This is a genomic window from Viridibacillus sp. KH_047, from assembly GCF_057838945.1.
Map to the genome: position 1 here is coordinate 48,430 of NZ_CM174479.1, position 21,593 is coordinate 70,022.

Here is a 21,593-nt window from a genome sequence, read left to right on the forward strand (position 1 = left end):
TGAGTGGAGGACCGTAATTTCTTAGATACTGTTATGGAGTTCGAACAACAGCTAGAATCGATGCAAAAACAATTTGAGGCACTGAAGAAATTCGTTGCACTCATGATGGAAGAGCATCAAACACTCCAAATGGAGAATCGTCATCTTCGCACACGTCTAGAGGAAGTACTCTCTTCTAAACCTGAGGGGAAGGTTATTAAAGACGTTTCAGCGAAAAAAGTAGAAATCATTGATGTCGGTGAGGGTTATGATAACTTGGCACGACTTTATCATGAAGGATACCATGTATGTCATGTCCATTTTGGAGGATCACGTAAAGGCGAGGATTGTTTATTCTGCCTATCATTTTTAAATAAACAAAACGGCTAAACAAAGACTGATTCCATTTTCTTGAAAAGTGGAGGTCAGTCTTTTGCTATGTTGGAGGTAATTATATGGAACAGTGGTTGAAAGAAGATGAGAGACTCGATTATCTTTTAGCAGAGGAATTACGCATTATCCAGAGTCCGTCGGTGTTTTCATTTTCTCTTGATGCAGTGTTACTTGCAAAGTTTGTGAATGTACCTTATCAAAGGGGAAAGCTTGTTGATTTATGTGCTGGTAATGGAGCCATTCCGTTGTTCTTGAGTGCTCGGACAAAAGGGCATATTACTGGTGTAGAATTGCAAGAACGTCTTGTTGATATGGCCCAGAGAAGTGTTCATTATAATAAATTAGAACTACAAATTGAGATTATGCAAGGTGATGTGAAGACAATTGCATCTGCACTTGGCGCGGAAAAGTATGATGTTGTGACATGTAATCCACCTTATTTCCCTGCGCATGAAGCGAGTGATAAAAACTTGAAGGAGCATGTCGCGATTGCTAGACATGAAATCCATTTAACATTAGATCAAATGATTTTTTCCGCAAGTAAATTGTTAAAGCAAGGTGGAAAGGTAGCATTTGTCCATCGCCCGAGTCGTTTACTTGATATTATAACGGCGATGCGTGCAAATCGATTGGAGCCCAAACGCATCCGCTTTGTTTACCCGAAAGCTGGTAAAGAAGCGAATACATTATTAATAGAAGGAATTAAAGATGGCAAGCCAGATTTAAAGATTTTGCCCCCACTTTATGTATATGGAGAAGATGGTGAATATACAGCTGAAGTGAGAGAGATGCTATATGGAAAAGAGCAATAAGCATCTCATGTATGTACTAGAATGTGGTGATGGAACTTACTATACAGGTTACACAAATGATTTAGAACATCGACTCGGTGTGCATAATCAGGGGAAAGGTGCCAAGTATACAAGGGCACGTTTACCTGTACGTTGCATTTACTTTGAAGAATACGAGACAAAGCAAGAAGCGATGCGAGCTGAATACGCATTTAAACAATTAACACGTAAACAGAAGATCGACCATATAAGGAGCGGAGAACTGTGAAATCACAAAAAAGTACCATGCATGAAAATACGAGTTGCTTATATTTAGTCGCTACACCTATTGGCAATTTGGAAGACATGACTATGCGAGCTATTCGTATACTAAAAGAAGCTGATGTCATCGCAGCAGAAGATACGCGTAATACTAAGAAACTTTGTAACTACTTTGAAATTGATACACCACTTGTTAGTTACCATGATCACAACAAAGAGTATGGTGGCGAAAAGCTTCTAAATTATTTGCGTGAAGGTAAAACAGTAGCATTAGTAAGTGATGCAGGACTACCGTGTATTTCAGATCCAGGTGCAGATATTGCTGCAAAGGCAATTGAAGAAGACTTTGCGGTTGTACCGATACCTGGTGCTAACGCGGCTATCACCGCTTTAATCGCTTCAGGTTTAATCCCTCAACCATTTTTCTTCTATGGATTTTTGAGTCGTCAAAAGAAGGAGCGTAAAGAAGCCTTAGAAAAATTAAGTAAGAGACAAGAGACGATTCTATTTTATGAAGCTCCTCACCGTTTGAAAGATACATTAAAGGATATGCAAACGATACTTGGTAATCGTCGGATTGTTTTAGCACGAGAATTGACGAAGAAATTTGAAGAGTTTTTAAGAGGCACAATTGATGAAGCGTTAGAGTGGGCAATTGAAAGTGAAATTCGCGGAGAATTTTGTATTGTTTTAGAAGGTAATGTAAATGCTGACGAAGAAGAGGAAGCAACTTGGTGGGATGAGCTAACGGTTGTCGATCACATAAATAAGCTAATAGAAGAACAGCAACTATCTTCTAAAGATGCTATTAAAGAAGTGGCAAAAGTAAGAGGTCTTACAAAGCGAGAAGTGTATCAAGCCTATCATGTGGAATAATTAGATCTATTAATAGAAAAAAACATCCGAAATGGCGAACATTTCGGATGTTTTCTATATATGAAATCACATTTGAAAAACAAGATAGGTAATAATCTATTTGTTATTGAATAACTTGTTACTCGAATATAATTAAATCCTCTAAATTATTTAGTTAATTTAGTTTGGATTTCTTTTACAAGGATTTCAGCGCCTTCAGGGCTTAGGATTAAGCTACCACCAGCAAGACGGAAGTTATCATCAGACACTTCGCCTGTTACAGCGCAAGTCATATTAGGTAAGTATTTTTTTAAGATGATTTTATCATCATCAACGTAGATTTCAAGAGCGTCTTTTTCAGCAATGCCTAGAGTACGGCGAAGTTCGATAGGAATAACCACGCGACCTAATTCATCAACTTTGCGGACGATACCAGTAGATTTCATGACAAGAATTCCTCCTATATTATTATTATTTTTCGTCAAATTTCGACATATATTCTGTGTCTGTTGAATATCATACCAACTAATGCCATAAACGTCAATTATTTTTGTTTGAAAAATGATATTTTATTTCAAAAATATTCCGTTCTTTAAGTAGAATTTACATACGAATTTGATTAATTTCCTCGAAAATGCATAAAACGCATGAGTTTTTTGCTATATTTAAGTATCTCGAATTCGAAAAGTAATATTCGACATTTTTCGTCAAAAAGTCATTTAATAAACTTTGATTGAAAGGTTTTTCGTACTTGGTTAGAATAGAAAGTATACTGTAGAACACTGGAGGAAGTTTTCGTGGACAATCAAAAGAAAACATTCTATATAACAACACCTATTTATTACCCTAGTGGTAAATTTCATATTGGAACTGCATATACAACTGTAGCTTCTGATACGATCGCACGCTATAAACGTTTGAAAGGATATGACGTACGTTTCCAAACGGGTATGGACGAGCATGGGCAAAAAATTCAAGAAAAAGCAGCTGAGGCTGGTAAAGAACCACAGCAATATGTGAATGAAATTGCTGAATCAGCAAAAGCTGTTTGGAAGTTAATGGACATCTCTTATGATGATTTTATCCAGACAACAGAAAAACGTCATACAGACGCTGTCGAAAAGATTTTCCAAAAATTCTTAGACAACGGTGATATTTACAAAGGGGAATATGAAGGTTGGTATTGTACACCGTGTGAATCATTCTTTACTGAATCACAATTGGACAATGGTAACTGTCCTGATTGTGGTCGCCCTGTTCATAAGGTAAAAGAAGAATCGTACTTCTTTAATATGAAGAAATACGCTGATCGCCTTTTGAAATATTATGAGGATAATGTTGAATTTATCGAACCAGAGTCTCGTAAAAACGAAATGATCAATAACTTTATCAAACCTGGTTTGGAAGACCTATCTGTTTCTCGTACTTCTTTTGACTGGGGAATTAAAGTTCCTGGAGATCCAAAGCATGTTATTTATGTATGGGTTGATGCTTTAACAAATTATATTACAACGTTAGGCTATTTATCTGAGGATGATACATTGTTTAAAAAATACTGGCCAGCAGATGTACATGTAGTTGGTAAGGATATAGTACGTTTCCATACAATATATTGGCCAATCTTCTTAATGGCTTTAGATTTACCATTACCTAAAAAAGTATTTGCACATGGTTTCATCATGATGAAAGATGGTAAAATGTCGAAATCTAAAGGTAATGTTGTATATCCTGAGATGTTAGTTGAGCGTTATGGATTAGATGCAACACGTTACTTCTTACTACGTGAGTTACCATTTGGATCAGATGGGGTATTCTCACCAGAATCATTTGTCGAACGTACAAACTTTGATCTTGCTAATGATCTTGGAAACTTATTAAACCGTACTATTTCTATGATGAACAAGTATTTCGATGGACATATACCGACTGAAGGTTTAGAACCAACAGAATTTGATGCAGCATTAATCGCACAAGCTACGGATACAAAAGTGAAATATGAAGAAAACATGGAAAAAATGCAATTTAGTGTAGTTCTTTCTGACGTATGGGCATTAGTTTCACGTACAAACAAATATATTGATGAAACAGCACCATGGGTATTAGCAAAAGATGAAGCACTAAAAGGTCAATTAGCAACGGTAATGGCTAATTTAGCAGAAAGCTTACGACAAATAGCTGTTATGATTCAACCATTTATGACAATTGCACCAAAGCAAATTATGGAACAGCTTGGATTAGATGAAGAATTATTGGCTTGGGATACACTAGATACATTTGGTGCAATACCATCTGGTAAAAAAGTCATCGAAAAAGGTGTACCAATTTTCCCTCGTCTAGATAATGAAGTAGAAGTTGGCTATATTCGCGAACAAATGCAAGGTTCAGTTAAGCCGGTTGAAGAGCCTAAAAAAGATGCGGTAGCAAAAAAAGAAGAAGATGTACCTGAAATTTCTTTTGAAGATTTCATGAAAGTGGATCTTCGTGTTGCAACTGTCATTGCATGCGATAAAATTCCAAAAGCAGATAAATTATTAAAATTACAATTAGAGCTAGGATATGAGCAACGCCAAGTTGTATCAGGTATTGCAGAGTATTACAAACCGGAAGAATTAGTTGGGCGTAAAGTAATCGTTGTTGCTAACTTAAAACCAGTAAAACTTCGTGGTGAACTTTCTCAAGGGATGGTTTTGGCAGGAAGTAAAGATGGTGTTTTAACTTTAGCAACTGTCGATGAAAAACTAGAAAACGGCGCAAAAGTAAAATAAATATTTAATAACTACTAAAGAATCATCTTATTGATAATGAAGAAAGTCTAAATTTCCTCAAATATCGCGATTTTTCTTAAGTTTACTGAAAAACCAAGAGCCTACTGTATGACATAGTAGGCTCTTGGTTCTATTTATGGATATGATATTTTTTTGTGGAACTGCATTTTAGGGATGTGTTATTAGTATAAAAATAACATGGTGAAATTTTAATACCTATAAATATCCCTTTAAATGGTTAATGAAATAATCCAGAGAGCCTTGTAATCAAATTGTAATATGAATGACAACTCTGAAATCTGTTATTTGTCTAAAATAAAACTACTGTGAGGAGAATGACGATGTTTATCGATACACATGTGCATTTAAATGCTGACCAATACGAAGAGGATTTACAAGAAGTGATCCAACGCGCATTAGATGCTGATGTAAAAGAGATGGTTGTCGTAGGTTTTGACAGACCAACAATTGAGAAGGCGATGAAATTGATTGATGAATATCCATTTTTGTATGCAGCAATTGGTTGGCATCCTGTAGATGCAATTGACTGCACAGAAGCGGATTTACAATGGATTGAGGAATTAGCAGCTCATCCAAAGGTGGTAGCAATCGGTGAAACAGGACTTGATTATTATTGGGATAAATCTCCAAAAGAAATACAACAGGAATTATTGCGTAAACAAATTCGATTGGCACAAAAATTAGATTTACCAATTGTCATTCATAATCGTGATGCAACAGAAGATTGTGTGCGCATCTTGAAAGAAGAACATGCAGAAATTACGGGTGGAGTTATGCACTGTTATAGCGGTAGTGTAGAAATTGCAAAAGAGTGTATTAACATGAATTTTATGATTAGCTTAGGTGGTCCCGTTACTTTCAAAAATGCAAAAAAACCAAAAGAAGTTGCAACAGAAATTCCACTTGAGTATTTGATGATTGAAACAGATGCTCCATACTTGGCACCTCACCCACATCGAGGTAAAAGAAATGAGCCATCTTTAGTACCGTTAGTTGCAGAAGAAATAGCGCGCCTAAAGGAAATATCGGTAGAAGAAGTAGCATCGGCAACAACTGCCAATGCCCACCGTTTTTATAAAATTACAAAATAAAATGCAAGGTCGCCTTCCTTACTTCGGATAGGAAAACTTGCTTCTATGTCAAAATTAGGTAAAAACCTTAGGTGTTGACAGCTAAAAAGAAGGTCTATATAATCCAACGAGTGATAAGGAGGCGTTTTTCATGACAAAAAATTCCATGAAAAACCTGTTCTCAAGATCATTGAGGAATAAGCAAACAGTGATGATGGTATTATCAATCGCACTAGTAATTGCTTTCGTAGCTTCGAATTTATTCGAAAGTACAAACACAGCCGTGGTAAACGGTGATCATCAAGAAGTTACAGCACAAAACAATATTGTTGGAGTTAAAGCATCTGACAATGATATAATACAAACCTCAGTGAATACGAATTTTAAAAATAATAATACAAATTCGTATGAACAGGCATTAAATTTAACCATCCAAGGTGATGGTAGCAACAAGATAGCAGGAACCACTTCGACTACGGTCGCTGACTTTTTAAAGCAACCAATAGTTGAGTCAGGCGAGATAGGACGCGCTCAACAAGACACTAAGGCGCTCGCTAAAACACCTAACACAACGGCTTTTGATGATGTTCGAGTACAAAAAGTCACCGATGTAGTGGAAGGCTCTAAAGGCTCCACAACTGACGTTAGCAACAAGAAAATTACACAAGTTAGCAAAGCCAAAACCTATAAAACTAAAGTTCGTTTGAATTTACGAAAAGGTGCGAGCACAAAATATAAAGTGCTTCTGACGATTCCAAAAGGTAAAAAAGTGACGTACAAAGGTAAAAAAGGTTCTTGGTATAAAGTGAAATATAACAATAAGACGGGTTATGTCTCATCAAAATATTTAACATCAATTAAAAAAGTTTCAAAGTCTAAGACACCATCTCGTTCAGGTGAGCCGTCTAGTGGTCGAACTATGTATGTAACAGCTACAGCTTACACTGCATTCTGTAATGGTTGTTCGGGTAAAACAGCTACAGGTATCGACTTACGAAAGAATCCAAATATAAAAGTAATTGCGGTTGATCCAAAGGTTATTAAATTAGGTTCTAAAGTTTGGGTAGAAGATTACGGTTATGCGGTTGCTGGGGATACTGGTGGCGCGATTAAAGGGAACAAGATCGATGTCTTTATTTCAAATAAGCAGTCTGTTTATAATTGGGGTCGCAAAAGAGTTAAAATAAAAGTATTAAACTAATACATGACGTTTAACATATAGATATGAAAAGCTTTCCTTGCAGTTGTAAGGGAAGCTTTTTTTATAGGGAACAGTCTTGCTGATTGAAAACGAGCCTTCTTGCTTAAGCTACTGTACAATATAAGTAATATAGCAGTAAAATGGTCAAAGGACGTTTTAGAAAAGAGGATAAGGTATCCGTGGAAATAAAAGAATTTATTGTGGTTGAAGGAAAAGATGATACGACAGCAATTAAACGGGCTGTTCATGCAGATACAATCGAAACGAACGGTTCTGCTATTTCAGAGGAAGTTCTACGACGAATTCAACATGCCCAAGAAAAAAGGGGAGTTATCGTCTTTACGGATCCGGATTATCCAGGGAGACGTATTCGTGCAATTATTGAACAAAGAGTGCCCGATGTAAAACATGCGTTTTTACCGAAAAAGAAAACTATTGCTAAAAACGGTAAAAGTCTTGGCATAGAACATGCGAAAGACGGTGATATCCGTTATGCCCTCTCAAACGTTTATACACCTAGAGTGGCATCAGAGGACGTACAGATTATCACATTAGATGATTTAATCGTGGCTCAGCTACTATCACATCCTAATGCGAAAGCACGTAGAGAACGTTTAGGTGAATTATTAAATATAGGTTCAACAAACGGCAAACAATTGCACAAGCGATTACAAATGTTTCAAATAACTTTAGAGCAATTCGGTGAAGCGATTGCACAGATAAATCAGGAGGAACAAAATGCATAAAGATATTGCAACGCCTTTACGCACGCAAGAGATTTTAAAGAAATATGGTTTTTCATTCAAAAAAAGTTTAGGGCAAAATTTTTTAATTGACCCTAATATTCTTCGTAACATTGTGAGCTACGCTGATTTAACAGAAGATAGTGTGGCAATTGAGGTTGGCCCAGGTATAGGTGCATTGACGGAACATTTAGCTCGCTCTGCAGGGCAGGTCGTATCATTTGAGATTGATCAACGTTTATTACCGGTTCTAGAAGATACATTAAGCCCATATGATAATGTGAAAGTTGTTCATTCAGATATTTTAAAAGCGAATGTAGCTGAGGAATTAAGTTCGGAATTTGCGAAGTATAAAGACATTATGGTAGTAGCAAACTTACCTTATTACGTAACAACTCCTATTTTGCTAAAATTATTAATGGAGAAATTACCTATACGCGGTATGGTTGTGATGATGCAAAAAGAAGTAGCAGATCGTATTTCTGCAAACCCTGGTACAAAAGCATATGGTTCACTTTCAATTGCTATCCAATATTATATGAAGGCTGAAGTAGTGATGACTGTACCTAAAACTGTCTTCATGCCACAGCCAAATGTAGATTCAGCAGTTATTCGCTTAACTCGTCATGCAGAGCCGCCCGTGCATGTAATCGATGAAGAATTCTTATTTGAAGTATCGAGAAGTTCCTTTGCGCAACGTCGTAAAACAATTTTAAATAACTTACAATCACAGTTGCCAAAAGGTAAAGAAAAGAAAGAGCAAATTCTAGAAGCACTAGCTGAGTGTGGTATTGACCCAACGCGTCGAGGTGAAACTTTGTCTATTATTGAGTTTGGTCGATTGGCTGATGCACTTTATCCTACCTTCCGTCAATAAACGTTTCTGTTACATTCTTAGCACACTCGTAAAAAAAAATATAGATTTTCGAATAAAAAACAATTGACATCACCAAGATGGATTGATAAAATAATTTATTTAACTTGACGAATTAAACATCCTCATGTATAATGGTTTATAGTGAGGTGTAAGCGAAAATGCCAAAAACTTTAGCCGACATTAAGAAGTCGTTAGATTGTCATTTGGGTAGACGTTTGCAATTAAAAGCAAACGGTGGTCGCAAGAAAACGGTTGAGCGCGCTGGAATATTACGTGAAACATATCGCGCAGTATTTGTAGTTGATCTTGATCAAGATGAAAACGCCTTTGAGCGAGTTTCTTACAGCTACACAGATATTTTAACAGAAGCAGTAGAGATTACATTTGACGATGACATCAAAGAATTGGTCATTGCCAAGTAAGTGCATTTATAATCGAATATTTTTTTCGGACACTTGTAACGTATTCTTTGCGTAAGAATATTTTATGAGTGTTTTTGTTTTTTTTTGAACATACTATAACAGTCAGTCATCTTAGGAGGAATTTCGAATGGCGAGAAAACGTATCATGTCGGATCGTTTGAAAGAAGAAATCGCAAAAGACCTTGGATTTTACGATGTAGTAGAGCGAGAAGGATGGGGCGGGATCAAATCACGAGATGCCGGTAATATGGTCAAAAGAGCAATCGAAATGGCACAACAGCAATTAGCTGAAGAAGCAAAAACAAAGTAGATTGATGATTGTCCAAAATTGATGAACTGACAATTGGCTGCCTCACAGCTTGAGCTTTCAACTGTGAGGTAGCTTTTCGTTTTAATATAAAGATTTAACGAGCATAAAAATCTCCCGATTGGAAAGGTAGAAATTTATTTACAAAGGTCTTCCTGTGGTAGAATAATAATCAGTGAAAAAAGCACGAATAATAGTATCACTTTTTGTATAAAAACCTGCTAGGAAGGGGGCAGCGTTATGCTTTACGTAAAAGCACCTGCCAAGATTAATTTAACATTAGATGTACTCTACAAACGTCCCGATGGTTATCATGAAGTAGAGATGATTATGACAACGGTTGATCTCGCTGATAGAGTCGGCCTTAGAAGTAGAAAAGATGGACTTATTAAAATTCACTCGACAGACCGCTTTGTACCTGATGATCAAAGAAACCTAGCTTATCAAGCAGCTAAGTTATTAAAAGATACATACAACATAGATAAAGGTGTATCTATTACTATTGAAAAACATATTCCAGTAGCAGCTGGACTAGCTGGAGGTAGTAGCGATGCTGCCGCAACTTTGAAAGGTTTAAATACATTATGGAACTTAAACCTAACTATGGATGAAATCGCAGAATTAGGAGCTAAAATTGGCTCTGACGTATCTTTTTGTGTTTACGGTGGCACTGCACTTGCAACAGGCCGAGGAGAGCGTATACAGGCAATTTCTGCGCCTCCAAGTTGCTGGGTAGTATTAGCTAAGCCAACGATTGGTGTCTCAACAGCGGCTGTTTATGGTGGTTTAAACATGGATGATGTTGTCCATCCGAATACACAACAGATGATGCAAGCTATTGAAGAGGATGATTATGAATTACTTTGTGATACTGTAGGTAATGTACTAGAAACGGTTACATTAAAATTACATCCAGAAGTAGCAGTGATTAAAGAACAAATGAAACGTTTTGGAGCGGATGCCGTATTAATGAGTGGTAGCGGTCCAACGGTGTTTGGCCTCGTGCAGAATGAGGCCCGTGTAAGTCGTATTTATAATGGATTAAGAGGCTTTTGTGATGAAGTATATGCAATTCGTATGCTTGGAGATCGCGATTCCCTTGATTAAATACGTATAATTGTGGTATTTTTTGAATAAATCATTCGTGTTCAGGAGAGGATTTCATGAAATGGAAGCGTAGCGAACGTCTTGTAGACATGACGCATTATTTATTGGAGCATCCACAGCAGTTGATCCCTCTTACGTTTTTCGCAGAATTGTATCAATCGGCCAAATCTTCTATTAGTGAGGATTTATCGATTGTTAAAGATACATTTGATGAAAGAGGGATTGGCCTTCTTGTGACTGTTCCAGGAGCTGCTGGGGGAGTAAAATATATTCCTAAAATGCCAGAAGAGGCTGTTAAAGAAGTTATGCAAGAGCTCTTAAAAGAGTTAAGTCATTCAGATCGACTACTGCCAGGTGGATACTTATTTATGACAGATTTACTCGGTAATCCCGAATTAATGAACCGCGTCGGAAAAGTATTTGCTTCGGCATTTTGCGATAAAGAAATTGATGTTATTATGACAGTAGCAACAAAAGGTATTTCAATTGCCCACGCGATTGCGAGACATTTGAATGTCCCTGTAGTTGTAGTACGTCGTGATAACAAGGTAACAGAAGGCTCCACTGTAAGTATTAACTATGTATCTGGATCATCGCGTCGTATTCAAACGATGGTGCTATCAAAGCGTAGCATGAAAAGTGGCCAACGTGTACTTATTACCGACGACTTTATGAAAGTTGGCGGTACAATGAATGGCATGAAAAACTTGCTAGAAGAATTCGACTGTACACTAGCTGGCATAGCTGTGTTAGTAGAGGCAGAACATCTAGACGAGCGCTTAGTAGATGATTATTATTCACTTGTAAAATTAAAAGAAGTGAATGAAAAGGATCGTACAATTGCTTTAAGTGAAGGAAACTATTTTTAGAAGGGTGGAAATGAAAGATGGAAGTAGTAGCAACGAAAAATGCGCCAGCTGCAATTGGCCCATACGTACAAGGTATGATTTTAAATAATGTTTTTTATAGCTCGGGTCAAATTCCTTTAACACCAGCCGGAGAGTTTGTAGATGGCGACATCACTGAACAAACAAACCAAGTTTTTGAGAATCTAAAAGCAGTTCTTAAAGAAGCAGGCACTTCTTTAGAAAAAGTAGTTAAAACAACAGTATTTATCGCAGATATGAATGACTTCGCAGCGATGAATGAAGTATATGCTGCACAATTCGGTGAGCATAAACCTGCTCGTACAACAGTAGAAGTTGCGCGTTTGCCTAAAGATGCAAAAGTAGAAATTGAAGTCATTGCAGTAATTGACTAAGTAAAGAATAGCTTTAAAAACGATGAAATATAAAAAGACTATCAATGAGCTTGTAAGCTTATTAGATAGTCTTTTTTGTATATAATCATTTTGTGTAAAAACTGGTCATAATAAATAAGTGATTTAAAGACAATTAGTAACTAATGAATAACAGGATTAAAAACATTCTAAATTTTAAAAAAATAAATAAGGAAAAAGAAGGAATCTATAAATTTACATAGAATAAAGTAGATAGAGTCATTTTGGCATCTTAGATGAGAGGTGGTGAGAGAATGGAAGTTACAGATGTAAGATTACGTCGTGTACAAACTGATGGACGTATGCGTGCCATTGCTTCCATCACACTTGACAACGAATTTGTAGTGCATGATATTCGCGTCATTGATGGTAACGCAGGGCTATTCGTAGCAATGCCTAGTAAGCGTACTCCTGACGGGGAATTTCGTGATATTGCACATCCGATTAATTCTGGAACTCGTACGAAAATTCAAGAAGCTGTGCTTAAAGCTTATGAAGAGTCGAGTGATGAAGATGCGACGGTTTATGAAGAACACCAAGAAATTCAATAACCCGTAAATTTAGAGCCCATTCATATTGAATGGGCTCTTTTTTTGTATATATCAGACCTTTTCGTTTGTTGGTTTAGTAAATAGAGGAATAAGAATCTGATGAATTTTTTTAAGACTTACACTTAATTTATTTCTTAGGCATATATATATAGGAGTAAAGGCGACAGATTTATAAAGATTATTTGAATGATGCTTTTAATTAGGAGTCTATTTAATTAAAAAGTATGTTTTTACTTAAAAGTATACCTACTGGAATTTTTTTATAAAAAAACAAAAGATTTTAATAATAAATTGTTTGTCATAGTTTTGTCAAGTGAGGAAGTCTTGAAAATTAACTAAATTTGCTTTATAGTCAAAAGAGAAAATCAGCTAAAATGGAGGACTTGCGAAATGACGAATGTTTATGCCGTTATACTGGCTGCTGGCCAAGGTACGCGTATGAAGTCCAAATTATATAAAGTTCTTCATCCGGTTTGTGGAAAACCAATGGTTGAACATGTAGTTGATCATATTCAAACATTAGATGTAGAACGTATAGTAACTATCGTAGGTTATGGTGCTGAAAAGGTACAGGAACAACTTGGTGAAAAAAGTGAGTATGTATTACAAGCGGAGCAGCTTGGTACTGCGCATGCCGTTCAACAGGTGGAACCGATCCTTGGAGAATTAGAAGGCACAACGATTGTTATTTGTGGGGATACACCTTTAATTCGCCCCGAAACAATGAAAGCGTTGTTCGAGCATCATGAATCAAATCATGCAAAAGCAACAATTTTAACTGCTATCGCTGAAGACCCTACTGGCTATGGTCGAATTCTTCGCTCTACAGATCAACAGGTTGCTCAAATTGTTGAACAAAAAGATGCAACACCTGAACAACGACAAGTAAAAGAAATCAACACTGGCACATATTGCTTTGATAATAAAGCGTTATTTGCTGCATTGAAGCTTGTGAAAAATGATAATGCACAAGGTGAATACTATTTACCTGACGTCATTGAAATTTTACAAAAACAAGGTGAAGTAGTTGCCGCATATGTAACTGAAAACTTTGCTGAAACGCTTGGTGTTAACGACCGTTTTGCTTTATCTCAAGCTGAAGAAACAATGCGTGCTAGAATTAACGAACAACATATGCGTAATGGGGTGACGATTATTAACCCTAATAACACATATATAAGTGTTGATGCACAAATTGGTCGTGACACAGTCATCCAACCTGGTGTTATCATTGAAGGTGCTTCTTGCATTGGAGAAGATTGCATCATTGGTCCAAATAGCCATATTCAAAATAGCCGTATTGGAAATCGTACGACTGTCCATTCTTCTGTAGTACGAGAAAGCGTCATCGGTGAGGATACAGCTGTTGGTCCATTTGCGCATATCCGTCCAAATTCCGATTTGGGCGATCATGTGAAAATTGGAAACTTCGTTGAAGTGAAGAAAACAAAAATAGACAATGGTAGTAAAGTGTCTCACCTATCGTACTTAGGAGATGCGGAAGTAGGTACTGAAGTCAATATAGGTTGTGGTACGATTACTGTCAATTATGATGGTAAAAACAAGTTTAAAACAGTGATTGAAGATAATGCTTTTGTGGGTTGTAACTCTAATTTAGTTGCACCTGTAACGGTAGGAAAAGGCTCATTTGTAGCAGCTGGCTCAACAATTACAAAAGACATACCCGCTGACGCACTAGCAATTGCACGTTCTAGACAAGAAAACAAAGATAATTATGTTACCAAACTAAAATTAAAATAATTAAAATTACCAGGAGGCCATCATGCCGTATCAATATGCCAACTCAAAGTTAAAAATCTTTTCATTAAACTCGAATATACCATTAGCTGAAGAAATTGCTAAAGAAGTAGGTGTCGAGCTAGGAAAATGCTCTGTTAAACATTTTAGTGATGGAGAAATTCAAATTAATATTGAGGAAAGTATTCGTGGTTGTGACGTATTTATCGTACAGTCTACTTCAGCTCCAGTAAACGAAAACTTAATGGAATTACTTATTATGGTTGATGCCGTGAAACGTGCTTCAGCGCGCACAGTAAACGTAGTATTACCTTACTATGGTTATGCTCGCCAAGATCGTAAAGCACGTGCACGTGAACCAATTACGGCTAAATTAGTGGCAAACTTACTAGAAACTGCAGGAGCTACTCGTGCAATCGTTCTTGACTTGCATGCTCCACAAATTCAAGGTTTCTTCGACATCTTAATGGATCACTTAATCGGTGTACCGCTATTATCTGATCATTTCAAAGCAAAAGGCTTAAAATCAGAAGACGTTGTTATCGTATCACCAGACCATGGTGGTGTGACACGTGCTCGTAAAATGGCGGATCGCTTAAAGGCTCCAATAGCTATAATCGATAAACGTCGTCCGCGTCCAAATGTTGCAGAAGTTATGAATATTGTTGGTAGTGTTGATGGTAAAGTAGCAATCTTAATCGATGATATTATTGATACGGCAGGAACAATTACAATTGGTGCTGACGCGTTAGTTAAAGCAGGTGCTAAAGAAGTTTATGCTTGCTGTACACACCCTGTATTATCAGGTCCAGCTATCGAGCGTATTGATAACTCTGTTATTAAAGAATTAGTGATTACAAACTCTATCCAATTACCGGATGAGAAGAAATCACCGAAAATTAAACAACTATCTGTAGCAACTTTATTAGCTGATGCAATTGTAAGAATCTACGAGAACAAATCAGTAAGTACTTTATTCGATTAATAATGGTAAATGTTTGAATTCCTAGCTAACAGGGTACATATATTAATGTGACTATGTTAACTAGGAAGGGAGACATGTATCTATATGAGTACTGTAGTTCATGCAAAAAAGCGTAAGGTTGAAAATCATTCTGCACTGACTGAACTTCGACAAAGAGGTTATGTGCCAGCTGTGGTATATGGTTTTAAAACAGAGGCAACTCCAATTACGATTAATGCAAGAGAGTATGAAAAAGCATTACGTTTAGGTGGTAAAAACTCCATAGTAACATTAGAAATTGATGGTAAAAAATTAAACGCCGTATTAAACGAAGCTCAAAAATGTGCATTAAAGGGGACATTAGTTCACTTAGATTTTTTAGCGGTTAATATGTCAGATATTTTAGAAGTGAGTGTACCAGTAAATCTTACTGGCGATTCAGTAGGAGCAAAAGAGGGCGGCATTCTCCAACAGCCTAATCGTGAAGTAACAATTAAGGTAAAACCATCAGATATTCCAGAATCAATAGAGGTTGATATTTCAACTTTAGAAATTGGTGACACTTTAGCTGTTGGTGATATTCGTAGCACATCAACATTCGAACTTCTAGATACGGATGACTACCTACTTGTTACAGTATCTGCACCTACAGTTGAGGTTGAGTCAACAGAAGTTGATGAAAATGCAACTTCTAAAGAGATTATCGGTGCTAGATAAAATAAATTTCAAAAAAGGACTTACCATCTATAGATCACGATGGTAAGTCTTTTTCTTTACCCTTACTACTATTTAATTGAAAAAATGTAGTCTTTAGGTCTTCTTCTTGTTGAGGGTAGGAACAACTTTTACTATATTACGTCTAATGTAATGCTATTGACATGATATTGTAATAATAGAAGAAATGGTGTATCGTAAATGATTAAATTGTAGAAATGTGAGGTAAACAGGATGGAGAAAGTAAGAAAGCTTTGGAATCATACTGTAACGTATGTGGGTATGCGGACGATTTATTACTTGGCGATTCTCATTTTACTCGTTCTCTTATATGGTTTTCATGATATGAATGCCGGTCCATTCATATATACAGAATTTTAAAGTTAGGAGGGTTTACATTGAATATACTTTCGGCTATTCAAAATATAGCCTTAAATAATGAAGATTCTATTGCATTTCAAAATGGAGATGCGACATTAAGTTACGGAGATTTATGGAAACAGTCAGAATCATTAGCCGCGTATTTAACCACTTTAAATCTCCCGAAGAAAGCACCTATTATAGTATATGGTCATATGGCGCCCATGATGGTTAGCTCCTTTTTAGGAGTAGTAAAATCAGGTCACCCATATATTCCAGTGGATGTATCAATTCCAAAAGAACGCATTCAAAAAATTATTGAGTGCTCAGGTGCAGTATTCCTAATTGAAACAGAGAGTCTAGAAAGAGATTCACTTCAGCAGTCATCAATTCCTTATATGTCTGAAGGTCAATTAGCAAATATAGTTGCTGAACATGCCAATGGATCATCAACATCTACTTGGGTGAAAGAGAATGATGATTTTTATATTATTTATACCTCAGGAAGTACAGGAAATCCTAAAGGTGTTCAAATTTCAGCTCGAAATTTAGAGAGCTTTGTTAGTTGGATGCATGAAGATTTCCCAATAACAGAGAGCAAGGTATTTTTAAATCAAGCACCATTTTCATTTGATTTGTCGGTAATGGACCTTTATCCTGCACTAACGACAGGTGCTACATTATTCGCAATTACCAAAGAGATGATAGCAAATCCTAAGATTTTATTTGGGCAATTAGCACAGTCAAAAATAAATGTTTGGACATCCACTCCATCATTCGTACAAATGTGTTTAATGAATCCGGAATTTACTAGTGAGATGCTGCCGTCATTAAATACTTTCCTATTTTGTGGAGAAGTATTGCCGACAGAAGTTGCAAATAAGTTATTGAAACTGTTCCCGAACGCACGCATTTTCAATACATATGGACCAACAGAGGCAACAGTAGCTGTTTCAGCAATAGAAGTAACCGAAGAATTATTAAATGATCATATTTCTTTACCAATAGGTTATATAAAAGGTGATACTCAAGTGCTTATTATAGATGAGGATGATCAATTATTACCTGATGGCGAAAAGGGTGAAATGATTATTGTTGGACCGAGTGTTAGTAAAGGGTATTTGGGAGAAGAAACATTAACTGAAAAGGCTTTTTTTGAATATAAAGGGCTACAAGCGTATCGTACAGGTGATGTAGGATATCAGAAAAAAGGATTACATTTCTATAGTGGGCGTGCAGATTTCCAAGTGAAGGTTCATGGCTATAGAATGGAAATCGAAGAAATAGAAAACCATTTATTACAATGCCGGTATGTAGATTCATGTGTAGTCGTACCGGTTTATAAAAATGAGACTATTGATTTTTTAGCAGCATATATTGTGCCTAAAGAACACTCTTTTGAAAAAGAATATCAATTATCAAGCGCTATAAAAAAAGAACTAGCAAAAGGTTTACCAGCATATATGATTCCGAGAAAATTTAATTATTGTGATCAGTTACCTATGACATCTAATGGTAAAATAAATCGAAAACAATTAATAGCTGAGGTTATGGTATGATTCCATATGGCTCGTTTATATTTTTCTTTTTAATTGGTATTTTTCTTTTACCTACTATCATTCTTGGGTTATTAGGTAAATCATCAAAAACTTATAATATGCTTGTGTCTATTGTTATATTGGCCGTCATCTTTGGGAATTCGAAGACCGGTGCAATATCTATTATTTTGTTTACGATTTTTCAAATTGTTTTAATTAAAGGTTACCATCATTATAGAAAAGAACGTAATAATACAGTTGTATTCTGTATGATGGTTGTATTAGCGATATTACCATTAGTACTTGTGAAAGTACTACCATTACTTGGTTTGAATCATGTATTTGGATTCCTTGGTGTTTCTTATATTACATTTAAGTCCGTACAGATAGTTATTGAAACACGTGACGGCTTGATGAAGAAACAGACACTACCGATTGGTGAGCTTATTTACTTCCTACTATTTTTCCCGACTGTCTCATCAGGTCCAATTGATCGTTGGAGAAGATTTGAGAAGGATGTTAATAAGACCTTTTCAAAAGAGGAGTATAAAGAGCTTTTATATTTAGGGATTAATAGTATTTTCCGAGGGTTCTTATACAAATTTATTTTAGCATTTTTAATTTACAACAAAATTCTTGTGTACTTACCAGATCACGCAACTTATATTCATTCGCCATTTTGGGCTAATGTAGCGTATATGTATGTTTACAGCTTTTATTTATTTTTTGACTTTGCCGGCTATAGCGCCTTTGCTATAGGGGTGAGTTATTTAATGGGAGTTAAAACACCAGAAAACTTCAACATGCCATTCATTAGTAAAAATATTAAAGACTTTTGGAATCGTTGGCATATGAGTCTATCATTCTGGTTTAGAGACTATGTATATATGCGTTTTGTATTTTGGATGACAAAGAAAAAGTGGATTAAAAATCGCTATACAGTTTCTAATATTGGTTATTTCCTATTATTCTTTATCATGGGTGTTTGGCACGGACTAGAGTGGCATTTTATTATTTATGGCTTGTACCAAGCAGCCTTAATCATTGGATATGATTTCTTCGACAGATGGAATCGAAAACATAAACTATGGCCGAAAAATAAATGGACACATGTTGTATCCGTGTTTATAACATTTAACTTTATTTGCTTTGGATTTTATATTTTCTCTGGACAACTATTTAAATAATAAGGAGTTAGATTAAGATGGAAAAACAAAAAGTATATGAATTATTAGCAGAAGTATGTCAGGAAGATGTTGTTGTAGAGCAACCTGATATCGATTTATTTGAAGAAGGTTTACTAGATTCGTTTGGTATCATTACGTTTCTAGTTGAAGTAGAAGAAAAGTTTGGTATTTCAGTATCGATTACAGAGTTTACGCGCGAGGAGTGGAATACACCGAATCGTATCGCAGAGCAGTTAGCTGAGCGTGTATGAGAAAGTATGCCTTCTTACCGCTCGTCATTGCGGTAATTCTGTTTTTAGTATTTTTGTTTATACCAAATAAATGGCTTGGTTTTTTAATCTCAGATAAAGATATAGAACATTCCAAAACAGCTCTGAATCCTCTAATGTTCCAAGGGGAGTATTTCCAAAATCGTTTACTACAAGAGCCGAATATGTTCCCAATCTATGGCTCATCTGAGTTGAATCGCTTTGATCCGTTCCATCCATATAACTATTTTAAAGCGAATGATGAAGGCTTTACGACGTATTTATATGGCCGCGGTGGTACGCAATCGATTCATCATTTTTTGAATTTTGCAGCGCAAGAGGGAAATTTAAAAAATAAGAAATTGGTATTTATTATTTCACCGCAATGGTTTACAGAAACAGGTGTTGATGAATTCCATTTCTCACCTAACTATTCAATGTTGCAGTCTTACGATTTAGCGTTGAATAATAAGATGGATCCTCAGTTAAAGAAAAAAGCAATGGAGCGTCTTTTGCAGTTTGATAGTGTACAAAGAGACTTTGTTCTATCAACAATTTATGAAAATGAAGTAACAGATGGTGCAAAGTATCCGATAAAAGCAGCTTTAGCAAAACCAGTAGCTTTAATAAATAAAAAGTTAATGGAGAAAAAAGATTTGTACTACTCCATCATGGCAAAGCCACGCGAAAAATTGCATGCAAATCCAGACATGGTTGCTGGCAAATCTTTTGAGCAGTTGACGAAATATGCGGATGAATATGGTAGTCAGCGAATTACGACAAATGATTTATCTATTAACGATAAATATTATAAAAAGAAAATTGAGTTCAAGTTAGATGAACTCAAAGGCTTCCGTAAACACGAAAGCTACACAGAGTCACCAGAGTATGAAGATTTTCAAATGGTCTTGGATGTATTAAAGGATGCTGGTGCTAAGCCAATGTTCGTATCTATTCCTGTGAATGGAAAATGGTACGATTATGCAGGGTTCCCACAAGAACGTCGAGAAGAATATTATGCGAAAATTAATAAGCAGGTGCAAAGTGCTGGTTTCCCACTTGTTGATTTTACTGGTTACGAGTACGAGCCGCATTTTATTAGTGATACAATTCATATTTCTTGGAAAGGTTGGGTATATCTCGACCGAGAAATGGCCGATTATTGGAAACAATAGTCGAATAGAGAAAATCGCTTTATCATTTTATGATAGAGCGATTTTTTTTCTTAGGAAAAAGTCGAAAAACCACTAATAATTGCATTTTTTCATAATATCCAACGGTATGTGATAAAATAGCATGGATTAGGCAGAAAAGGAAGATGCTATTATGAAACTAATAATTGGTCTCGGCAATCCGGGCAAAACATATGAACATACACATCACAATGTCGGTTTTGATACCATCGACATATTAGCAGCAAAGTGGGGCGTATCATTAAATCAATCAAAATTTAATGGTATGTACGGTACTATCCACCGCCCAGAAGGCAAAGTAATGCTACTGAAGCCACTTACGTATATGAATATTTCTGGTGAATGTGTAGGTCCAATCATGGATTATTTTGATATTGATATAGAGGATATCATTGTTATTTATGATGATTTAGATTTGGATAAAGGAAAATTACGTTTGCGTCAAAAAGGAAGTGCAGGCGGTCATAACGGTATAAAATCATTAATCCAGCATTTAGGTACTCAAAACTTTAATCGTATTCGTATTGGTATTAGCCGCCCACCTGCCGGTATGAAGGTTTCGGATTATGTTCTTGCAAGATTTTCGAAGGAAGATCAGCCTGTAATGCAAGATGCTTTTGAAAAAGCGGCGGATGCTTGTGAGTATGCATTGAACAAGCCGTTTATAGATGTTATGAATCAATTTAATTAATGAATGAGCATAAATTGCTATGTGACTGTCTATACTTTTTATAAAGGAGGGCATGTTGCATATGGCAATTCATTATCGCTGTCGGCACTGTGAAACTGAGGTTGGGCTACTGCCTTTCGATTCAGAGGAAAGTGTCCGTAAGTTACATCAATTAAATGAAGAAGAGGCAGAACAATACATTCATAAAGACCATAATGGAGATACAACGGTCGATTGTATTTGTGAGCACTGTGAAGAATCTTTAAAACAATTTCCAGATTATTATGCGTTAAAAAAATGGCTACAATAATGAAGGATGCTTTGGCGCGCTATGCGTCC

The 21,593-nt window shown here is 36.1% G+C and carries 26 protein-coding genes; 25 read left to right on the plus strand and 1 reads right to left on the minus strand.

The genetic code is table 11. The features are described 5' to 3' along the window. Nucleotides 1-3 precede the first annotated feature (3 nt). The 4 genes from yabA (at nt 4) to rsmI (ending at nt 2,300) form a co-directional block, all read left to right on the plus strand. A complete protein-coding gene (yabA, locus tag AC3IS5_RS00225; protein WP_464940505.1) occupies nt 4-369 on the plus strand; it encodes a DNA replication initiation control protein YabA in 366 nt (121 codons plus the stop codon). A gap of 65 nt (nt 370-434) precedes the next feature. Continuing rightward, entirely contained in the window at nt 435-1,184 is a 750-nt protein-coding gene (locus AC3IS5_RS00230; RefSeq protein WP_489426088.1) for a tRNA1(Val) (adenine(37)-N6)-methyltransferase, read from the plus strand. Next, complete coding sequence (locus tag AC3IS5_RS00235; protein ID WP_489426089.1) at nt 1,168-1,431, plus strand: GIY-YIG nuclease family protein; 264 nt, start codon at nt 1,168-1,170, stop codon at nt 1,429-1,431. The genes AC3IS5_RS00230 and AC3IS5_RS00235 overlap by 17 nt, the downstream gene beginning before the upstream one ends. Next, a complete protein-coding gene (rsmI, locus tag AC3IS5_RS00240; RefSeq protein ID WP_489426090.1) occupies nt 1,428-2,300 on the plus strand; it encodes a 16S rRNA (cytidine(1402)-2'-O)-methyltransferase in 873 nt (290 codons plus the stop codon). Before AC3IS5_RS00235 ends, rsmI begins: the two co-directional genes overlap by 4 nt. A 146-nt stretch (nt 2,301-2,446) precedes the next feature. Here rsmI and abrB read toward each other — a convergent pair whose 3' ends face one another. Continuing rightward, nucleotides 2,447-2,725, minus strand: coding sequence for a transition state genes transcriptional regulator AbrB (abrB, locus tag AC3IS5_RS00245; RefSeq protein ID WP_489426091.1), 279 nt, complete (start codon nt 2,723-2,725; stop codon nt 2,447-2,449). A 351-nt stretch (nt 2,726-3,076) separates the two neighbouring features. Between abrB and metG the strand changes: the two genes are divergently transcribed. The 21 genes from metG (at nt 3,077) to AC3IS5_RS00350 (ending at nt 21,564) form a co-directional block, all read left to right on the plus strand. Further along, nucleotides 3,077-5,044 carry a methionine--tRNA ligase gene (metG, locus tag AC3IS5_RS00250; protein ID WP_489426092.1) on the plus strand — a complete coding sequence of 656 codons (1,968 nt, stop codon included), beginning with the start codon at nt 3,077-3,079 and terminating at the stop codon, nt 5,042-5,044. A 341-nt stretch (nt 5,045-5,385) separates the two neighbouring features. Beyond that, the gene (locus AC3IS5_RS00255; protein WP_390012204.1) at nt 5,386-6,156 is read left to right on the plus strand and encodes a TatD family hydrolase; all 771 of its coding nucleotides are present in this window, start codon (nt 5,386-5,388) and stop codon (nt 6,154-6,156) included. A gap of 130 nt (nt 6,157-6,286) precedes the next feature. Beyond that, nucleotides 6,287-7,336 (plus strand): 3D domain-containing protein, encoded by a 1,050-nt coding sequence (locus AC3IS5_RS00260; protein ID WP_489426093.1) that lies wholly within the window; start codon nt 6,287-6,289, stop codon nt 7,334-7,336. 179 nt (nt 7,337-7,515) lie between these two features. Then, the gene (gene rnmV, locus AC3IS5_RS00265) at nt 7,516-8,082 is read left to right on the plus strand and encodes a ribonuclease M5 (RefSeq protein ID WP_340708328.1); all 567 of its coding nucleotides are present in this window, start codon (nt 7,516-7,518) and stop codon (nt 8,080-8,082) included. After that, nucleotides 8,075-8,956 (plus strand): 16S rRNA (adenine(1518)-N(6)/adenine(1519)-N(6))-dimethyltransferase RsmA, encoded by an 882-nt coding sequence (gene rsmA / locus AC3IS5_RS00270; RefSeq protein WP_489426094.1) that lies wholly within the window; start codon nt 8,075-8,077, stop codon nt 8,954-8,956. Before rnmV ends, rsmA begins: the two co-directional genes overlap by 8 nt. A gap of 158 nt (nt 8,957-9,114) precedes the next feature. Continuing rightward, nucleotides 9,115-9,378: a biofilm formation stimulator Veg gene (veg, locus tag AC3IS5_RS00275; protein WP_038179237.1), complete on the plus strand. Its 264-nt coding sequence runs from the start codon at nt 9,115-9,117 to the stop codon at nt 9,376-9,378. Nucleotides 9,379-9,505: 127 nt separating this feature from the next. Further along, nucleotides 9,506-9,688, plus strand: a complete 183-nt coding sequence (locus AC3IS5_RS00280) for a small, acid-soluble spore protein, alpha/beta type (protein WP_053418381.1) — start codon at nt 9,506-9,508, stop codon at nt 9,686-9,688. 237 nt (nt 9,689-9,925) lie between these two features. Further along, nucleotides 9,926-10,792, plus strand: a complete 867-nt coding sequence (ispE, locus tag AC3IS5_RS00285) for a 4-(cytidine 5'-diphospho)-2-C-methyl-D-erythritol kinase (RefSeq protein ID WP_489426095.1) — start codon at nt 9,926-9,928, stop codon at nt 10,790-10,792. A 56-nt stretch (nt 10,793-10,848) separates the two neighbouring features. After that, nucleotides 10,849-11,661, plus strand: coding sequence for a pur operon repressor (gene purR, locus AC3IS5_RS00290; protein WP_489426096.1), 813 nt, complete (start codon nt 10,849-10,851; stop codon nt 11,659-11,661). 17 nt (nt 11,662-11,678) lie between these two features. Then, the gene (locus tag AC3IS5_RS00295; protein ID WP_489426097.1) at nt 11,679-12,053 is read left to right on the plus strand and encodes a RidA family protein; all 375 of its coding nucleotides are present in this window, start codon (nt 11,679-11,681) and stop codon (nt 12,051-12,053) included. 272 nt (nt 12,054-12,325) lie between these two features. Further along, the gene (gene spoVG, locus AC3IS5_RS00300) at nt 12,326-12,622 is read left to right on the plus strand and encodes a septation regulator SpoVG (protein ID WP_053418378.1); all 297 of its coding nucleotides are present in this window, start codon (nt 12,326-12,328) and stop codon (nt 12,620-12,622) included. Between the two features lie 390 nt (nt 12,623-13,012). Then, nucleotides 13,013-14,383 (plus strand): bifunctional UDP-N-acetylglucosamine diphosphorylase/glucosamine-1-phosphate N-acetyltransferase GlmU, encoded by a 1,371-nt coding sequence (glmU, locus tag AC3IS5_RS00305; protein WP_489426098.1) that lies wholly within the window; start codon nt 13,013-13,015, stop codon nt 14,381-14,383. Between the two features lie 22 nt (nt 14,384-14,405). Then, nucleotides 14,406-15,365, plus strand: a complete 960-nt coding sequence (locus AC3IS5_RS00310) for a ribose-phosphate diphosphokinase (protein ID WP_489426099.1) — start codon at nt 14,406-14,408, stop codon at nt 15,363-15,365. An 84-nt stretch (nt 15,366-15,449) separates the two neighbouring features. Further along, entirely contained in the window at nt 15,450-16,061 is a 612-nt protein-coding gene (locus tag AC3IS5_RS00315) for a 50S ribosomal protein L25/general stress protein Ctc (protein WP_489426100.1), read from the plus strand. Between the two features lie 231 nt (nt 16,062-16,292). Further along, nucleotides 16,293-16,439: a teichoic acid D-Ala incorporation-associated protein DltX gene (locus tag AC3IS5_RS00320; RefSeq protein WP_083446292.1), complete on the plus strand. Its 147-nt coding sequence runs from the start codon at nt 16,293-16,295 to the stop codon at nt 16,437-16,439. Between the two features lie 17 nt (nt 16,440-16,456). Further along, nucleotides 16,457-17,977 carry a D-alanine--poly(phosphoribitol) ligase subunit DltA gene (dltA, locus tag AC3IS5_RS00325; RefSeq protein ID WP_489426101.1) on the plus strand — a complete coding sequence of 507 codons (1,521 nt, stop codon included), beginning with the start codon at nt 16,457-16,459 and terminating at the stop codon, nt 17,975-17,977. After that, nucleotides 17,974-19,143, plus strand: a complete 1,170-nt coding sequence (gene dltB, locus AC3IS5_RS00330) for a D-alanyl-lipoteichoic acid biosynthesis protein DltB (RefSeq protein WP_489426102.1) — start codon at nt 17,974-17,976, stop codon at nt 19,141-19,143. Before dltA ends, dltB begins: the two co-directional genes overlap by 4 nt. A gap of 17 nt (nt 19,144-19,160) precedes the next feature. Continuing rightward, nucleotides 19,161-19,394, plus strand: a complete 234-nt coding sequence (dltC, locus tag AC3IS5_RS00335) for a D-alanine--poly(phosphoribitol) ligase subunit 2 (protein WP_038179260.1) — start codon at nt 19,161-19,163, stop codon at nt 19,392-19,394. Beyond that, the gene (gene dltD, locus AC3IS5_RS00340; RefSeq protein WP_489426103.1) at nt 19,391-20,566 is read left to right on the plus strand and encodes a D-alanyl-lipoteichoic acid biosynthesis protein DltD; all 1,176 of its coding nucleotides are present in this window, start codon (nt 19,391-19,393) and stop codon (nt 20,564-20,566) included. Before dltC ends, dltD begins: the two co-directional genes overlap by 4 nt. Nucleotides 20,567-20,717: 151 nt before the next feature. Continuing rightward, nucleotides 20,718-21,275, plus strand: a complete 558-nt coding sequence (gene pth, locus AC3IS5_RS00345; RefSeq protein ID WP_489426104.1) for an aminoacyl-tRNA hydrolase — start codon at nt 20,718-20,720, stop codon at nt 21,273-21,275. 61 nt (nt 21,276-21,336) lie between these two features. Beyond that, the gene (locus AC3IS5_RS00350) at nt 21,337-21,564 is read left to right on the plus strand and encodes an anti-sigma-F factor Fin family protein (protein ID WP_053418371.1); all 228 of its coding nucleotides are present in this window, start codon (nt 21,337-21,339) and stop codon (nt 21,562-21,564) included. Nucleotides 21,565-21,593: the final 29 nt, after the last annotated feature.

Bases quoted from the DNA above. Each gene is read 5' to 3' on its own strand.
- AC3IS5_RS00230 (WP_489426088.1), top strand. From the start codon at position 435: ATGGAACAGTGGTTGAAAGAAGATGAGAGACTCGATTATCTTTTAGCA.
- AC3IS5_RS00235 (WP_489426089.1), top strand. From the start codon at position 1,168: ATGGAAAAGAGCAATAAGCATCTCATGTATGTACTAGAATGTGGTGAT.
- abrB (WP_489426091.1), bottom strand. From the start codon at position 2,725: ATGAAATCTACTGGTATCGTCCGCAAAGTTGATGAATTAGGTCGCGTG.
- AC3IS5_RS00255 (WP_390012204.1), top strand. From the start codon at position 5,386: ATGTTTATCGATACACATGTGCATTTAAATGCTGACCAATACGAAGAG.
- AC3IS5_RS00260 (WP_489426093.1), top strand. From the start codon at position 6,287: ATGACAAAAAATTCCATGAAAAACCTGTTCTCAAGATCATTGAGGAAT.
- rsmA (WP_489426094.1), top strand. From the start codon at position 8,075: ATGCATAAAGATATTGCAACGCCTTTACGCACGCAAGAGATTTTAAAG.
- veg (WP_038179237.1), top strand. From the start codon at position 9,115: ATGCCAAAAACTTTAGCCGACATTAAGAAGTCGTTAGATTGTCATTTG.
- AC3IS5_RS00280 (WP_053418381.1), top strand. From the start codon at position 9,506: ATGGCGAGAAAACGTATCATGTCGGATCGTTTGAAAGAAGAAATCGCA.
- ispE (WP_489426095.1), top strand. From the start codon at position 9,926: ATGCTTTACGTAAAAGCACCTGCCAAGATTAATTTAACATTAGATGTA.
- purR (WP_489426096.1), top strand. From the start codon at position 10,849: ATGAAATGGAAGCGTAGCGAACGTCTTGTAGACATGACGCATTATTTA.
- AC3IS5_RS00295 (WP_489426097.1), top strand. From the start codon at position 11,679: ATGGAAGTAGTAGCAACGAAAAATGCGCCAGCTGCAATTGGCCCATAC.
- spoVG (WP_053418378.1), top strand. From the start codon at position 12,326: ATGGAAGTTACAGATGTAAGATTACGTCGTGTACAAACTGATGGACGT.
- glmU (WP_489426098.1), top strand. From the start codon at position 13,013: ATGACGAATGTTTATGCCGTTATACTGGCTGCTGGCCAAGGTACGCGT.
- AC3IS5_RS00310 (WP_489426099.1), top strand. From the start codon at position 14,406: ATGCCGTATCAATATGCCAACTCAAAGTTAAAAATCTTTTCATTAAAC.
- AC3IS5_RS00315 (WP_489426100.1), top strand. From the start codon at position 15,450: ATGAGTACTGTAGTTCATGCAAAAAAGCGTAAGGTTGAAAATCATTCT.
- AC3IS5_RS00320 (WP_083446292.1), top strand. From the start codon at position 16,293: ATGGAGAAAGTAAGAAAGCTTTGGAATCATACTGTAACGTATGTGGGT.
- dltB (WP_489426102.1), top strand. From the start codon at position 17,974: ATGATTCCATATGGCTCGTTTATATTTTTCTTTTTAATTGGTATTTTT.
- dltC (WP_038179260.1), top strand. From the start codon at position 19,161: ATGGAAAAACAAAAAGTATATGAATTATTAGCAGAAGTATGTCAGGAA.
- dltD (WP_489426103.1), top strand. From the start codon at position 19,391: ATGAGAAAGTATGCCTTCTTACCGCTCGTCATTGCGGTAATTCTGTTT.
- pth (WP_489426104.1), top strand. From the start codon at position 20,718: ATGAAACTAATAATTGGTCTCGGCAATCCGGGCAAAACATATGAACAT.
- AC3IS5_RS00350 (WP_053418371.1), top strand. From the start codon at position 21,337: ATGGCAATTCATTATCGCTGTCGGCACTGTGAAACTGAGGTTGGGCTA.